The organism is Wolbachia endosymbiont (group B) of Silvanus unidentatus, from assembly GCF_964028615.1.
Taxonomy (GTDB): Bacteria; Pseudomonadota; Alphaproteobacteria; order Rickettsiales; family Anaplasmataceae; genus Wolbachia.
In genome coordinates this window covers 1,035,943-1,052,683 of sequence record NZ_OZ034795.1, presented here as the reverse complement: position 1 = coordinate 1,052,683, position 16,741 = coordinate 1,035,943, and the positions used below count along the sequence as shown (strand labels likewise).

Sequence of the window (16,741 nt, the reverse complement as noted above, 5' to 3'; positions counted from 1 at the left end):
AAAGAATGACTACCCATTGCTATATAAAAAAACTGAAATTATATAACTTTCGTAGTCATTCAAACTTTGAACTGGATTTAGATGATAGACCAGTTGTAGTAACTGGCAAAAATGGTATTGGAAAAACTAATATACTTGAAGCAATCTCATTGCTTGCTAAAAGCAACGGAATGAAAAAAGCAAAAATCAATGAGATGCAAAATAGGCGCAGTAATGAAAGTTGGGTAGTGTATTATGATTTTTTCAATGGAGCAGAGCTTAACTCAATTGGTATAGGAAAGAATCTTAATAAGAAATTAATACAAATTGATGGGAAAACGCAGTCAAGCTACTCATCTTTGTATAGAATATCTAATGTAATATGGCTAATTCCACAAATGGACTATATTCTTCTTAATTCTCCAAGTGACAGGTTAAAATTTTTAGACCGTATAGTTTCACTATTTGAAGAAAATTACACCTATTGCTACATGAAATATAGAAAAGCTAAGCATGAGCGAAGTAAATTGCTTAGAGAGAATATTTTGGACGAAAGTTTGTAAGTTAAAAATGTGATATAAAAGAGATAAGAGGGAAAGATAACCCTACTCACTATAGGAATAGGGCTATCACGGGCGTGTGCGACCGAATGAAAGTTGGTATTACAACCGTAGCCATCAAGGTAAACTAGCCCCATCTCTCGATACGTTTGAATAGTTGCATGGGACATATGTATGCACCCGTTTACAATCTTAAATTAATTAAACTATCGAGGTTATTTATTATGATTACATCTTATCAAAATTTCATTGGCATTGATATCGGAAAATTTAAAAATGTTGCTGCAGCTTATAACCAAAGGAGAGCTATCAAGTTTGACAATGATGCTACTGGTTGGCAACAGTTGTTTCAAAAATTTTCAGATATCCTACCTAATTCTCTAGTAACTTTAGAAAACACTGGAAAATATGAGCTTGGCTTAGCACATTTTCTTGTTGATAAGAATGTTGCTGTACATCGAGCTAATACTCGTAAAGTAAAAAGTTTTATCATATCACATGGAACTTTAGCAAAGACAGATCAATCAGATGCAAGAGCCCTTGCTCAATATGGTTTTGAACGCTATAGTGCTCTATCTCTATTTGTGCGTATGTCAAAAGAACAAACCGCCTTAGTTGCACTCTGTCAACGTCGTGATGACATTACGCAAATGAGAACTCAAGAGAAATGTAGGCTTGCAGCACCTGAAAACGACTATATAAAGGAAAGTTGCCAAAAAACAATAGACTTTTTTACCAGTCAGATAAATGAGTTCAACGATGCCATACAAAGAATTATTGATAAAAATCCAGAGTTACAAAAGCGTCAAAAAATCTTGAGAACAGTGCCAGGAATAGGTCTCAAGTTATCACAAGTTTTTGTGTGTCTAATGCCAGAACTTGGCCACCTAAACAAAAAAGAAGTTGCAAGTCTTGCTGGAGTTGCTCCACATCCAAAAGAAAGCGGTAAAACTATTGGTTATCGAAGGATAACAGGTGGTAGAAGCAACGTTCGTGCAAAGCTTTTCACAGCTGCTATGGCTGCTGCAAGATCTAAATCTGCACTTGGTGCTTTTTATTCTGATCTTATTGGTAGAGGTAAAAAGAAGATGGTAGCTATAACAGCTCTAATGCGAAAAATCATAGTAATTGCCAATGCAAGACTTAAAGAAGCAATTAATATGAAATAAAAAAAATCTGTATAGAAAATAGGTTAACGAATATGTGCGTCTACACACATTTAAAGCACATATTCGTTAACCATAAAATCTAAGCAGTGCTTGCTGTTTGATATAAATTTCTTTCTGTATAAACTAGGGTTTTTGTTGCCAAAATACATTTTTCAATTGAATAAAAATACAAAATTATCAACAAATGAGACTAAATTCAAAAAATTTTAAAAAACATAGTTGATGGCTCTCTAGTCTTGAAAACGTCATGGCTACCAATGCAATTGATATTTTACGTATGCGATCATCTGTTTTAAAGATATTACAAGACACAATTGATAACCATTCTTGTGAGTTTTTTCCAAAGGCAAGTTTGAAATTTAGCAGTCAGCTAACTTTGAACGATACTGCAGAATATTTTCAGAATCGTCTAAAGGAAAACAGAGAAAAAGACTCATTAACTGGTAGAGTAACCTTTTCTGTACATAATGATAATTTTTGGGTTTTTTGCCAAAAAGGGGACATGCCAATAAATCTTTGTTCTACTGGAGAGCAAAAGCTATTACTGCTTTCTATCATCTTATCTAGTGTAAAAGCAAGGTGTATTCATTACAATAAAGCACCTCTTCTTCTGCTTGACGATATAATGTCGCATCTGGATAAAGATTACAGAAAGGTGTTAATGGAGGAGGTGTTAAGCATTCAATGTCAAACTTGGATAACCGATGTAAATCAAGATAATTTCAATAACTATCTTTGCTCTTTCAAGTTTTTTGAATTATCAAGTAAATAAATTTCAAGCGTGCTGTCATACATCAAGCTCATATTCGGTATGTAAATCTCTAATTAAAGCCTCAGCGTGTTTTTTTTGAACAACTATACTGATCTTGATTTCGGACATTGTGACAGCAAGTATTTCTATCTTTTTTTCGCTTAAAACCTTGAGTGTGCGGTACATCACTTCAGTGTTAGACATAACACCAATACCAATTATTGAAATTTTAGCTATATTATTGTTTACGACATAATTTTCATTTTTGTTCAATAACTTTGTCATTAAATCAACATCAAATTTAGAAATCAAAAAGCTTGACCCATGTATCATGTCAATTTTAACGTTTGCTCCTGCTATATCTCTTAAAGTATCCAGAGTATTTGCAAAGTTAGTAAAAGTTACAAGAGCTTCGTGAGTGCTATAAGTTATTCCAGTAATTAAGTATCTTTCCAGTACATCTTTTTCGTGTAGTACTGTAGTGCCTTCTACTTCCTCAAAAGTGGATAACACCTGCACCTTAATATTATGCTTCATTGCAAGTTGTACTGAACGATTATGCAATATTTTAGCACCAGATGACGACATCTCCAATATTTCATTGTAAGAGATAGATTTAAGCTTGCGTGCCCTTGGAACAATTTTTGGGTCTGCTGTATATATTCCGTCAATATCAGTAAAAATTTCACAAGTCCTAATACCAAAGACTACAGCAAATGCAATTGCTGAGATGTCAGATCCTCCTCTACCAAAAGTAGTGATTCTATCATCGTGTATACCCTGAAAACCAGCAATGATTGCAGCAGTATAACCCTCAGCAAAAGATCTTTTTACATGGTCAATTTTTATCTTTTTTATTTTAGACTCAGAATAAAAATTATCCGTTAGAATTGGTAACTGCCAGGCGAGCCATGATTTAGCATTAACTCCAACAGACAGAAGAGTGATAGCTAATAACCCGCAAGAGATTTGTTCTCCTGCTGAAAGCAGGACATCATACTCTGATAACTCTTGTCTACAATTTAAATTTGAAATTTGCCTGGCTTGAAAAGCCATTTGGTCAGTGAATCCTGCAGCAGCAGATACAACAGCAATTACATTATAACCTTTTTCAATATCGTTTTTTATTAGATTTGCAACTCGATTTAAGTCAGTTAGCGAAGTACCACCAAATTTTTTTATTATTATTTTGTTCATAGTTACAATAAGGTCAATTTCACCTTTCTAGAGAGTATAGTTGCTTAATTAAATGTGTTTTTCTGGTCACTAATTAAAGTGATAGAGGATTATTCATCTTTATCACTACCAAGGTCTTTTAACATACTGTAGTTGCCTTTTCTAAATTTACCTTTTAAAGATGTAACTCCGCTTTCGCTAATTCCACTTAAGCTTAATGCTGCTCCACCTAGCTGCAATCCAATCTCAGACGTCTCGGGAATAATTTTACTAGCCCCTAGATCTTTATAAACCTCCACATTATTCAAATCTGGTAAACGTATTATAATATTTACATGTGGGAAGTTTGTTGCAACTAGAGAAACTATTTTCTTTATAGTGACTTCGTTCTTTATTGAAACCACAAGAGCTTGAGCTCTTTCTATTCCTACTGATTTTAAAATTTCATATCTTGTAGCATCTCCAAGATATATAGGGAAACTGTCATTTTTTCCTTCTTTCACTATTTTTGATTGAATATCTACAACAACATAACTTAAATGCTCTGCAGTAAGCATTTTCGTTACCATATATCCCACTCTACCAAACCCGGCAACTATTACGTGGTTATAAAGATCTTGTGTGTCTGTTTCGATTGCTTCATCGTCTAGTATTATTTTTTCAGTGCTAAATGAATTTGCTATCCAGTCTCCTATTCCCGATAAAAGAGGAGTAAAAGCCATAGTTACTGTAGTTACCATCATAAGCACTTGAGCGATTTCACTTGATAGTACATCTAATTCATCTGCTAAACGGAATAAAATAAATGCAAATTCACCGCCTTGTGCAAGCAGTAATCCAGCTTGTATTGCAGGTGCACTTCTAAATCCAAAAAATCTACACAATGTATATATAATGGACGTCTTTAAAACGATAAGGATAATTGATAATAAAGTAACGAGTGGTAACTTATTGAGTAAAAGGTCAATATCAATAGACATGCCAACAGTCATAAAGAATAAACCAAGAAATAAGTCTTTAAATGGCAATACTGCATGCTCTACCGAATTCCTGTGTTCTGTTTCTGCAACTAGTAACCCAGCAACAAATGCGCCTAATGCCATTGATAAATGAAATTGTTCAGTAATAAATGCTGATCCTAATATTATCAGAAGTGTTGTTGATATAAAGATCTCATTACTCTCCATTTTGGCAATAACCGAAAACAATGGCCTCAGTAATAACCTACCAGTTACAAATATCAACACCAATGCAATAGCTGCTTGCACTAATGAGCCTGCCAACGAGCTTATTAAGCTGTGTTCAGAATTGCCAGTAAGCAGAGGCACTAGTACTATTAGAGGTACCACTGCAAAGTCCTGCATTAGTAGCACTGCTATTGACAATCTACCAACTTGGCTTGCTTGAGAACCCTTTTCTTGCAGAACCTGCAACACTATTGCTGTTGAGGATAGTGCAAGTCCACCACCGATAACTGCTGCCATGTTTGTATTTACTCCAAAGGCAAGAGCAATGCACCATATTGCTATCATGGTAACTATAACTTGAAGGGAACCAAACCCAAACACATGCCTACGCATAGCGATAAGGCGTTCAAATGTCAATTCAAGACCTATAATGAACAATAGGAAAACTACGCCAAACTCTGCAAAGTTATCCATTACTTCAACTGAATTTATCAGATTAAACCCATGAGAACCAATCAACGCACCTGCAACAAAGTAACCAAGTACTGGGCTAATATTCATTTTCCAAAACGCTATGACTATAAACACAGCAGCAGAGAGTAAAATTATAATATCAAACAAATGCTGAGAGCCGCTGTGCATAATATTCAACCTGTAGAATTAGACCATTTTATTGAACAACCAATGCTTGATTTTTGGTCAACTGGAGGATTGCTAGTTTCTGCAATAAATTTCATGGCTTGAAATAAATCACTACTTCCTACTTCGTAATTTTGAACTTTCTCTTTTTTTGTGTTGTTAAAACGCCCGCGATAGCAGAGGGCTAGTTTGGAATTAAAGCCAAAAAAATCAGGGGTACAAACAGCACCATACTCTTTAGCTACTTCTTGGTTATTGTCAATCAAATATGGAAATGTAAACTTATTTTCCTTGGCAAAATTAATCATGTTTTCAAAGGAGTCTTCTGGGTACTCATTTACATCATTTGGCATGATTGCAACGGTGTTTACCTGATAATCTTTTTTTAACAAATTAACATCGTTTACTAGATTGCTAATAATTGATTGAACGTAAGGACAGTGATTGCATATAAACATTACAATGAGACCATTTTCCCCATAGCAGTCACTTAATGTATAATATTTGTTATCCACTCCCAGGAGATTGAAATTCTTTGCAGTAAAGTCTAAATTTATCTTAGGAGTGTCTAGCGTAACCATAGCTCATAGAGAATTGTACACCATAATTTATGATCTTATTGCTTAAATGTCAAATGGTTTCTATGTAAACTGTTTGCATTTAGCATTGTAATTATAAAATTTATGTTCATAACCTTTGAAGGAATAGATGGTTCTGGTAAAACAACACAGTCTGAGTTACTTGCAAATTATTTCAAGCAAATTCACGGTGAAAATAATGTCGTATTGACTAGAGAACCAGGTGGTACTGATTTTGCAGAAAAAATAAGAGGATTACTACTTAAGGATAATATTGATCCTATTTCTGAACTCTTGCTGCTTATCTCGATGAGGCACGAACATATGAAAAAATTAATATTGCCAGCTCTTTTAGAAGGGAAAATAGTGATTTGTGATCGGTTTATTGACTCAACTATTGCGTATCAAGGGTATGGACTAGGTGTTGACTTAAGTCTAATAAGAGACTTACACAAATTAGTGGAAATTAAATATCCAGATATCACATTTATTTTAGATATTGATGTTCAAGTTGGACTCAGCAGAGCAAAGGATAAAAATAAGTATGAAGAAATGAGCATTGATTTCTATCATAAAATTCGAAAAGGATTTCAAGAAATAGCTATAAAAGAATCTAATAGATGTAATGTTATTACTGGAATTGCAGATAAAGACAACAATAAAGTGTATAGTGAAATTATTGATGTAATAAGAAAAAAGAAAAAAGGCATGCAGCCGCTATAATTTTGTCAATAAATACCCTGAGTTTTTTACTGAATGTTACGATTGAGCCTACAGGTCAAAAACAAGCTTTGAGTCAGAAATATCATTGCTATTATAATTAAGAGAAATCGCGATGTTTGTACAATTGCAAGATGGTTGCGGGAGTAGGATTTGAACCTACGACCTTCAGGTTATGAGCCTGACGAGCTACCGAGCTGCTCCATCCCGCGTCGTTGCTTATTTATTATTATATGCGTAATAATAATAAATAAAAGAATAAAATCACACTATTACATATATTTATATATCTATTAACCTTTCTTAACATGATAGTAAATTATATACATAACAATCTGTGCAATGAAAAATATAACTTGATATTGTGGTTCCCTGTTTTTCAGTGTGCAGGAATTTTAACATATTTCTCATTAAATTTTGAACCAAGCTGTGCTTTCACTATATCTATTTTTCTCTTGCTTTCACCTATACTAATTCTGATTGCAACATTATACAGGAAGTACGTAATATTATGCATTTCTTTAATTGCAGTGCTCATAGGATTTACAGCCAGCAAATTCAGAACAGATTCAGTTAATACTCACATTCTTGATAAGGAAAGGTATGTGAAAGATATTGTTGCTACAGTGAAGGATATTAACGATAGGAGCTCATATAAACAATTTTTGCTTTATGAAATAAAAAACACGAAGTTCAAGCTGGATAACATCAGAATATCAGTTAAAACCAAAGCGGAAGAAGGCATTAAAATAGGGGATCAAGTAAAATTATCAGCAAAACTCTTTCGTCCAAAAATTGCGCCTTCGGAATATGCATATGATTTTGCAAGAATAGCATATTATCAGAAAATAAGTGCAACAGGCTTTGCAACAAGCAAAATAGTCCTGTACAAAAAGGCTGAAGCAAGAAAATTTCAAGAGTATATAGAATCTTTCCGTCAATATATCTATGAAAACCTACAGCAAAATACCAAAAAGCCACACGCGGACATAATCTCTGCATTATTAATTGGCAAAAAAGACGGGATAGATCAAAAAACTATGAATGCGATACGAGATTCAGGTATAGCACATTTATTCGCTATATCTGGTTTACATTTATCGTTTGTTGCTGGTCTATTTTTTATAGTATTCCGTAATTTATTTGCAATATCTGAAACTTTGACTCTTAAATATAACACTAAAAAAATATCTGCATTCTTTACTATCTTGCCAACTACCTTTTATTTGTTGATTACCGGTATGCAAATTTCTGCTCAGCGTGCCTACATCATGGTGATCTTGGTACTTGTTGCAATAATCATAGAAAGGAAATATCGAGGATTAATAGCAATTGCGTTTGCTGCTTCGGTGATACTCATAGTGGAGCCAGAAGCAATCTTAAAGCCAGGTTTTCAAATGTCATTTTCTGCTGTTTTGGCACTAGTTGCCAGCTATCAGATCAATGCTAATAAGTTATTCAAAATAAAAATAATAAAATATTTTGTGTCGATAATGATCAGCTCAGTCATAGCAAGTTTAGCAACTGTTCCGTACACAATATACAATTTTAACTATTTTTCAATCAGTGGCATTATCACAAATTTGATTGCTATACCAATAGTTACACTCATTATTATTCCACTTGGAATAATTTATGTTTTATTGATTCCTTTAGGTATTGAATGGATTATAGCGCCATTTATAGAGCGCCCAATTGACAGTATCTTGTGTATAACAAATGCAATCGCTAGTCTTCAGTATTTGGTTATTCCCACTCGCACTTTTCCTGGCTCATCAATTATTATAATAACACTTGGGTTATTGTGGCTATGCTTGTGGGAAAGGAATTGGCGTTTTTTTGGAATTTTCTTTATTGTGCTGGGTATTTTCTCTAGCGCTATGTATAGAACCCCTGACATCCTGGTCAGTATTGATAATCTTGCTGTAAAAGAAGATGACAGTTTACTATATTCTCTTACTAGGAAAAATAGGAACTTTGTTGTCAAAACATGGGCTAAACAAAACGGGCAGAATCAAATTTTGAATCACACTAAATTCAGTAATTCAAACAAAAGGCTAAAATGTAATGATTATGACTGTACATATAATAAAGGAAATAATAAGTCAGTGTTGCTAGCTCATAAAAGAGAAGATATTTTAGAAAATTGTAACAATGTCGATCTAGTAATTCAGTTAAGCAAGTTTAACTATCCAGCTTGCAATACTAAAATCATCAAATACTCTGACTTAGAGGCATATGGCACACACTCTGTTTGGCTAGCAAATAGTGGCATAAAGGTTAGCAAAGTCCGTTCTAATCGTCCTTGGCATAAGCCAAAAACTTGTTTTTAAAGTATCATTTATATATAATTACTTAATTAGGATGCAAGGAAATTTATGTCTTTAGATACAACAAATCCTTTCAATGTTAAAGTAGATCATAATTTTGCCAAAATAGATGATGCTATTGGTTTTTTTCCTAGGTTATGGCGTGCAACAAAGAAATATTCTGTAAGTAACACTCTACCCATAGCGATTGTAAATACTTGGCTTCAATTTTCTTTGGCTTATGTAGCTGCAATAATAATAACTAGTAATAATTTAAGCTTTATTACAGATATTTTTAACCCAACATTCATGCCAATTTACACTTTGGTTTCTATTATTCTTTTAACAACTTTTGTAGCCTCTTCTGCTATGAGATATATGCATAAGCAGAAGATAAAAGAAGGAAAAAAGCCGATAGAGGAATTAATAAATGATAAAATTAGAGGTGGCAAAGACAACGAGATAAGTGAACTTGCTGAAAATGCTCTAAAAATAGAGATAAAACCAAATTTAAGTCTTATAGGTCGCAAAAAAGCAAACTTTTCAATAATTTTGCCAATTTCTGAAAATCAAAAAAAAACATTAGATGATCAAAGACAAGAGAATAAAAATAAGGCCATTTTTCTTACCATACCATATATAATTAGCACTGTAATTATAGTTGGCGCATTAATACAAAATAGATTTAGCTTTGCGAATGTTCAGGATTTGGAATGGGCCATAGTTGCACTGGCTAGTATCATTGCTATTGTTGGGATATGTATAACATTCAGCAAGCTAAAAAACAATGAGATAAACAATAATCATAATATTGTTAAAAAGTTTAACAATTTGGATATTCTCTTTCCATTCAGAAGAGGTGGGGTTGTATCGGTAATAGAAAAAAAGACAAAAGATGAGGAAGAAAATGATTCTATATCTCGATTGATAAAATTACTTGATAAGCACTTGACTGATTTTACAGATAAAATTGTTGCTTCATTTGATAAGCAGCTAGATGAAGTTAAAGATCTACTTGATAATAGCCTTCTAAAGCCTGCAAATGATGAAATTCAAGAAACACTTGTTCATCTACAAGGAATTAGAGGAGACATCAAAAAAGATTTAGATAAGTTGCGTAAGGAAATGATGGTCATTTTAAGCGAAGCTAAAGGGTTGGCAAAAAGAACAAATTCACTAAACATTGAAAGCATTTTTTCTAGTTTAGAGAATACTATTAAAATCGCTGAAGATAAGGTTGAGCGATTTGAACCAAGCAGATTTGTTGGCTTTTTTCAATCTAGAGAAGAAATAATTAGCAACGACAACGATTTTTTTTGTATGTTGAAAAAGCAAGAAGAAGCGGAAAAGATAAAGAAGGAATTAGAAGAAGAACTAAAAAAAGTAAAAGATGAACTAGAGGAATTAAAGAATAAACAAACAAACGAACCTACTAGCAATGAAGACAGTGCTATTCCTCCTTCTCCTCTTGAAGAACAGCGAGATGAAGAGAGAAAAGCAATAGAGAAAAATAGACTATTAAAATCAAAAAAAAGGACAAAAGAACTGGAGAAAGAAAATGCAAAATTGGAAAAAGAATTATCTGAACAAGAAAAAACAGATAAGTGGAGAGAAAAAATTAACGGCAAAGCAAGTGAGTTTTTCTTCTATTTATTAGAATCTATTAAGTTGGAAGAAAAAGATGATAAGGGAGAAAAAGTCAGTGAGGTAACATTAAGAAATTTTGATAATAAGGTAATAATCCACTGGAAAGATGGCTCTCAAATGACTTTTAATATCCAGAAACAAGATGGGCTTCAAGCTCAACCTAACACAAAAGTTGATTTTGTGGATCCAGATGTTCATGCAGCATTTGAAGTAGCTTTTGCAAGATAGATATAACCTTAGATATTGATGAGAAGGCTAGATGTTTACATAGCTGAAAAGTGCAATATATCGCGCAGTAAAGCTCAAAGATTGATACAAAATGAGCAGGTGAAATTACTTGGCATACCGATAATTAATAATGATTACATAGTAAAACCAGGTGAAGAGTATATAGTACATCTCGTTCAACTTGACATATCCACATCAATTGAGACTAATTATGACATAAAACTTAATATCGTCTATGAAGATGAAGACATTATAGTTCTGAGTAAACAAAGTGGATTAACGGTACATCCAGGTGCTGGGACAAACAATGATACGCTTTTGAACGCAGTTATCGCTCACCTTGGTAAAATCCCATATACCCATGTAAGACCAGGAATTGTTCATAGACTCGATAAAGATACCAGTGGGCTAATGGTAATTGCAAAAAATGAGGAAGCCCATGGTTTTTTGTCTGAATTGTTATCAAATCGTAAAATAAAGCGAGAATATTTAGCAGTAGTTTGGGGAGCATTATCTTCCCAGCAGGGAACTATAGAAACTAACATTGCTCCCAAACGCGGTAATAAAGAAATGATGTGTGTAACAAAAACAACGGGCAAATTAGCAATCACTCATTATTCAGTGAAGAAAGTTATAGGGCAAGCAAGCCTGGTTAAATGTACTTTAGAGACAGGCAGAACACACCAAATTCGAGTACACATGAGCCACATAGGACATTCTGTAGTAGGTGATCAAGTTTACGGAAAAAATAGTAGTAAAAGTGCAAAATATGCTAAAAATTCTGACTTTATCCGCAACTTCAACAGACAGGCACTACATGCTCACACGCTAGGCTTATATCATCCAAAAAGTAAAGAATATATGGAATTTGCTTCTGATTTACCACAAGATATAAAAACTCTAATCAGTGAATTTGACAACATATCTTAATAACATTCGTATTAACCTGTCAATATTATCATCCATGTTATCAGGAAGTTAATTAATGAAAGAAAAACTGCTGCACTACCTAGATCTTTCACCTTTTTTGAAAGTATGTGTTGTTCACTGGAAATACGCTCAATTGTCGTTTCAAAAGCAGTGTTAACAATTTCCACAATTAACACCAGGAATAGGCTGCTTATCATTACTGCACGTTCTAGATTACTTACATCCAAAACAAACAAAACTGAGACACATACTATAAAAAGCAGTAACTCCTGTCTGAACGCAACTTCTGATACAAAAGCTGATTTTATTCCTTCACAGGAGTATTGAATTGCTTTTATTAGACGAGTAATGCTTTTCTTCATTATCAATTTTGGAAACTCAATGAATTACACTTATTGCACTCAGGTAAAAAATGCATGAAAACACCTTTCAGCCGTGATCACTTACAAAGATTTTTAAGTTAAAGTCTAGCATATTGTTTGAATCAAGAAAATTAGTACAAAGCCTTTCAACAAACGCTCAAGGCAGTTATAGCATTTCTCATAATAGTCCGAACAGGTCATAGGAAGGCAGAATCAACAGCACGACGAAAGGATTCGAATAGAGGAATGTTTTTCCTGGCTCTGTTTTTTATAGCAAACCAATAATGCTCAATTTTGTTGAAATCTGGAGAATATGGAGGAAGATATAAAATTTCTGCACCAACTCCTTTAGCAAATCTTATTAGACTTATGAAAAGTAGCATTATCAAGGATAACAGTTTGTCCAGGTTCCAAAATCGGTGTCAGAAACTGCTCAAACCATTTATTAAAGATATCCATATTGCAGTGGCCTTTAAAGGTTAACGGAGCAATTATTTTTCTTCCACTTAAGGCTGCAACCATGCTAATTCGTTGAGTTTTCTTTCCAGATTTTAGGGCATAAAACCGCTGTCCTTTCTGGCAATACCCATAGGTTCAGTGTTATCAATGCCAGACTCATCTATATACACTAATTCTTTAGGTTCTTTTGTTGCTATAACCTTTGAAAATTGAGCTCGCTTTTCTTCATTTCTTTCTTTATATCCGTAGGTCTTTTTTTTCTTGTGAATCCTATATTTTTAAGTGCTCGATGAATTGTTTGTCTACTAATATTGCCCCAGCATCTCTGACTGAGTTTTGCCACCTTGCTCATTTGCAAATTCGGCAAATGCATTCCAGTCGGTAATTTTATGCCACGCTTCCAAGCTTTTTTGATTGAAAATCTCCCGTTTTCTCACGTCTTTTCTTCCACTCATATAAAGTTGTTTCTCCAATCTTAAATCTCTTGGCAACAGTTTCTCCACTCTCTCCTTCATCCAATGCTTCCATTACCTTTTTCCTTAAGTCATAACTATATGCTGCTGGCATACTTACCATCACTACTATAAATCCATATCTTACCTTTTTTGGACTATTATGAGAAGTGCTATATATATTGATACTGACACAAAAATCCTTTAATTAAATTTCTCTCGCCTTAGCTTACACGATCCTCATTTTGAAATAAGTAATAATTTATTATAGTCTTGATATTTAAACATTTTGTATCTGCTGTAATGATTTCACTTCCAATTTGCTATTCTTTACATATTGAATTGCAAGCGCTAACGCTTTACTCCCAGAAGCTGTGGTGCTATAAGCTATATTTTGCAAAATAGCAGTTCTCCTGATATCTTTGCTATCTGAAACTGATTTCACACCTTTTGAGGTATTGATTACTAGATTTATTTTTCCATCTTTGAGCATATCAACTATGTGGGGTCTGCCTTCTCTCACTTTATTTACAGCTTTTGCAGCAATGCCGTTATTGTTCAGATACGAAGCTGTGCCTTTGGTGGCATATATTTCAAAACTCAGTTCTTTCAACATTCGTGCAACAGTCAATATATACTCTTTATCATCATCTTTTACTGAAATCAGAGCTGTTCCTTCTGTTGGTAACTTGTATCCTGCAGCCATGTGCACTTTTGCAAGTGCAGCTTCGAAAGATGAGTCAATTCCCATCACTTCTCCTGTTGATTTCATTTCAGGACCAAGTAAAGTATCAACTCCTGCAAAGCGGGTAAATGGAAAAACAGCAGCTTTAACTGCAAAATGATTGAAAGGCTTGTTTTCCTGATTCAAAATTTTACCCAAAATAACCTGAGTGGCAAGCTTTGCAATAGGAATATTGATTACCTTGGAAATAAAAGGAACGGTTCGACTAGCTCGTAAATTTACTTCAAGTATGCATACATCACTCTCTTGAACAGCAAACTGAATGTTTATCAGACCTTTCGCTTCTAGTGCAAGAGCTATTCTTTCAGTTTGGAGCTCGATCTCTTTTATTACTTCGTCACTCAATGTGTTTGTCGGTATTGAGCATGTTGAATCGCCAGAGTGGATACCAGCTTCTTCAATATGCTCCATGACCGCTGCAATGAAAACTTTTTCCCCATCACACACAGCATCAACGTCAACCTCAACTGCATTGACTAAAAATTTATCAAGAAGAAGCGATCCGTGTTCAAAAATTTTGGTTTGATTCAAGACATACTCTTTAAAGCTCTGAGTATCATGTCTAATCGACATAGACTGACCGCCGAGGACATATGATGGCCTAACTACTAGTGGAAACCCCACCTTTTCTGCGTTGGTTAACGCTTCTTCTACTGAATGGCAGATAGAACTTTCAGGTTGTTTTAAATTAAGTTGCAAAGCAAGGTTTTTAAACCTCATGCGATCTTCTGCAAGGTCAATAGAATCAAACGAAGTTCCCAGAATTTTGAAACCTCTCTCGTTAAGCACTTTGGCTAACTTTAAAGGTGTTTGACCACCTATTTGAACTATTACACCAACCAGTGTGCCATTTTCTTGCTCTTTGCTTAGTATTTCAAGCACATCCTCTGCAATCAGTGGGGCGAAATATAAACGATCAGCGGTATCATAATCAGTTGAAACGGTTTCTGGATTACAGTTAATCATTATTGTTTCATACCCCATTTCTTTGGCGGCAGAAGCTGCATGTACGCATGCATAATCAAACTCAATACCTTGACCAATGCGATTTGGACCACTTCCTAAAATGACAACCTTTTCTCGGTCAGAAACATCTGCTTCGCACTCCATTCCCTCTGTCATCCGAGTAGCTGACACTGGGATCCATTCTTCCTTATCTCTAGTCACACGCTGGATTGTGTTACTCTCATAACAGCCATACATATAAGCAGTGCTCGATTCAAATTCAGCTGCACAGGTGTCTACACGCTTATAAACTGGATTAACATCAAATTTTTTCCTTATTGCTTCAATTTGTTCTACTTTCTTATTGCTTAATTTTGCCAATCTTGCATCTGAAAACCCCATTTTTTTCAGCTCTAACATTTCATATGCAGTTCCAGGAAGGCCGTTTTCCTTGATTTTTTGTTCAGCCAAGATGATTTGCTGTATATTTTGCAGAAACCATAAGTCATATCCTGTAATCGAATTTATTTCTTCTATGCTAATTCCGTGACGCATTGCGTCAGCAGCAATCAGTAATCTGTTTGGCAGCAATTTTGCTAATTGAGATTTAACATCTGTGTCTTCAGAAAACACTTCATCAAGTCCCGTGAGCCCTGTTTCAAGTGAGCGAAAAGCTTTCTGTAGTGACTCATTAAAAGTGCGGCCTATAGACATTACTTCTCCCACTGATTTCATGGAGGTTGATAGTTCACAATTCGTCCCCTTAAATTTCTCAAACTCAAATCGAGGAATTTTAGTGACGATATAATCAATCACTGGTTCGAATGCAGCAGGTATAACTGGAGCACAGTCGTTACATATTTCATCGAGCGAATAGCCAATAGCAAGTTTAGTTACAACTTTTGCAATAGGATAGCCTGTTGCTTTCGAAGCAAGTGCAGAGGAGCGAGAAACCCTTGGATTCATTTCAATTACAACGAGGCTTCCATCTTCTTTAGGATTCACTGCAAACTGAACATTTGCACCACCGGCGCTAACATCAATTTCTCTCAACACTGCTATAGATGCATTTCTCATTTGTTGATATTCAGCATCACGCAGAGTCAAAGCAGGAGCAACTGTGATACTATCTCCGGTGTGCACTCCCATTGGATCAATATTTTCTATTGAACACACTATTATACAGTTATCCTTGCAGTCACGGATAACTTCCATTTCATATTCCTTCCAGCCCATAATTGATTCATCTATCTGAACTTCATTTATTGGTGAAATTTTTAGAGCACTTTCTGCAATATTGAAAAACTCCTCTTTATTGTATGCTATGCCGCTACCTGCGCCACCAAGAGTGAATGATGAACGGATGATTGCTGGTAATCCAATGTAATCCAAAGCCTTTTTTATTTGTTCTTGATTTTTTATAATGATACTTTTGGGGTATTTTAGACCTATTTTATCCATGGATTGGCGAAATAATTCTCTATCTTCCGCTTTTTTTATTGCTTCTCTATTTACTCCTATTAATTCTACGTTGTATTTGTCTAACACTCCATCATCTGCAAGTTTTATTGCGCAATTGAGTGCTGTTTGCCCGCCCATTGTTGGCAATATTGCATCTGGCATCTCCTTAATTATAATTTTCTCTATGATTTCAGGTAGCACCGGCTCAATATAAGTTGCATCAGAGAATTCAGGATCTGTCATTATAGTTGCGGGGTTGGAGTTAACTAAAATGACTTTATAACCTTCACTTTTTAATACTTTACAGCTTTGCGTTCCAGAATAATCAAACTCGCATGCCTGACCTATAACTATTGGGCCTGCTCCTATTACTAATATAGATTCTATATCTGTGCGTTTTGGCATAATTACAATAATAGTCTCGACTCAAATAATGTTACCAAT

Annotated in this window: 10 protein-coding genes, 1 tRNA gene and 3 pseudogenes; 7 read left to right on the top strand and 7 right to left on the bottom strand. The window is 34.5% G+C overall.

Translation table 11 applies throughout. The features are described from left to right. Positions 1-5: 5 nt before the first annotated feature. The 3 genes and pseudogenes from ABWU65_RS04950 to ABWU65_RS04940 all read left to right on the top strand — a co-directional run. Positions 6-536, top strand: a pseudogene (locus ABWU65_RS04950) (AAA family ATPase); the annotation flags it as partial. Positions 537-763: 227 nt separating this feature from the next. Further along, positions 764-1,708, top strand: coding sequence for an IS110 family transposase (locus ABWU65_RS04945; RefSeq protein WP_353279985.1), 945 nt, complete (start codon positions 764-766; stop codon positions 1,706-1,708). A 223-nt stretch (positions 1,709-1,931) separates the two neighbouring features. Further along, positions 1,932-2,480: pseudogene (locus tag ABWU65_RS04940) on the top strand (DNA replication and repair protein RecF); the annotation flags it as partial. Between the two features lie 15 nt (positions 2,481-2,495). Here the strand turns inward: ABWU65_RS04940 and ABWU65_RS04935 are convergent. From ABWU65_RS04935 to ABWU65_RS04925, 3 genes are all read right to left on the bottom strand, one after another. Beyond that, positions 2,496-3,656 carry an aspartate kinase gene (locus ABWU65_RS04935; protein WP_353280393.1) on the bottom strand — a complete coding sequence of 387 codons (1,161 nt, stop codon included), beginning with the start codon at positions 3,654-3,656 and terminating at the stop codon, positions 2,496-2,498. A gap of 89 nt (positions 3,657-3,745) precedes the next feature. Continuing rightward, positions 3,746-5,464, bottom strand: coding sequence for a monovalent cation:proton antiporter-2 (CPA2) family protein (locus ABWU65_RS04930; protein ID WP_353280391.1), 1,719 nt, complete (start codon positions 5,462-5,464; stop codon positions 3,746-3,748). Positions 5,465-5,469: 5 nt separating this feature from the next. After that, positions 5,470-6,042 carry a thioredoxin family protein gene (locus ABWU65_RS04925; protein ID WP_264684874.1) on the bottom strand — a complete coding sequence of 191 codons (573 nt, stop codon included), beginning with the start codon at positions 6,040-6,042 and terminating at the stop codon, positions 5,470-5,472. A 102-nt stretch (positions 6,043-6,144) separates the two neighbouring features. On the opposite strand from ABWU65_RS04925, the gene tmk reads away from it, so the two are divergent. Then, on the top strand, positions 6,145-6,762 hold the full coding sequence (gene tmk / locus ABWU65_RS04920) for a dTMP kinase (RefSeq protein ID WP_264684875.1): 618 nt from the start codon (positions 6,145-6,147) through the stop codon (positions 6,760-6,762). 132 nt (positions 6,763-6,894) lie between these two features. Here tmk and ABWU65_RS04915 read toward each other — a convergent pair. Continuing rightward, positions 6,895-6,971: transfer RNA gene (locus tag ABWU65_RS04915), tRNA-Met, on the bottom strand. Between the two features lie 96 nt (positions 6,972-7,067). On the opposite strand from ABWU65_RS04915, the gene ABWU65_RS04910 reads away from it, so the two are divergent. Genes ABWU65_RS04910 through ABWU65_RS04900 form a run of 3 tightly spaced genes read left to right on the top strand, consistent with a single transcriptional unit; the run spans position 7,068 to position 11,873 of the window. Beyond that, positions 7,068-9,092: a ComEC/Rec2 family competence protein gene (locus ABWU65_RS04910; RefSeq protein ID WP_353280389.1), complete on the top strand. Its 2,025-nt coding sequence runs from the start codon at positions 7,068-7,070 to the stop codon at positions 9,090-9,092. Positions 9,093-9,137: 45 nt separating this feature from the next. Next, the gene (locus ABWU65_RS04905; RefSeq protein ID WP_353280387.1) at positions 9,138-10,943 is read left to right on the top strand and encodes a hypothetical protein; all 1,806 of its coding nucleotides are present in this window, start codon (positions 9,138-9,140) and stop codon (positions 10,941-10,943) included. 18 nt (positions 10,944-10,961) lie between these two features. Further along, entirely contained in the window at positions 10,962-11,873 is a 912-nt protein-coding gene (locus ABWU65_RS04900) for an RluA family pseudouridine synthase (RefSeq protein ID WP_353280385.1), read from the top strand. An 11-nt stretch (positions 11,874-11,884) separates the two neighbouring features. Here ABWU65_RS04900 and ABWU65_RS04895 read toward each other — a convergent pair whose 3' ends face one another. The 3 genes and pseudogenes from ABWU65_RS04895 to carB form a co-directional block, all read right to left on the bottom strand. Then, positions 11,885-12,235, bottom strand: coding sequence for a diacylglycerol kinase (locus tag ABWU65_RS04895; RefSeq protein WP_063630843.1), 351 nt, complete (start codon positions 12,233-12,235; stop codon positions 11,885-11,887). Between the two features lie 197 nt (positions 12,236-12,432). Then, positions 12,433-13,261 (bottom strand): annotated as a pseudogene (locus ABWU65_RS04890) (IS630 family transposase). Positions 13,262-13,426: 165 nt separating this feature from the next. Beyond that, entirely contained in the window at positions 13,427-16,702 is a 3,276-nt protein-coding gene (gene carB / locus ABWU65_RS04885; protein ID WP_264684878.1) for a carbamoyl-phosphate synthase large subunit, read from the bottom strand. Between the last annotated feature and the right edge of the window lie 39 nt (positions 16,703-16,741).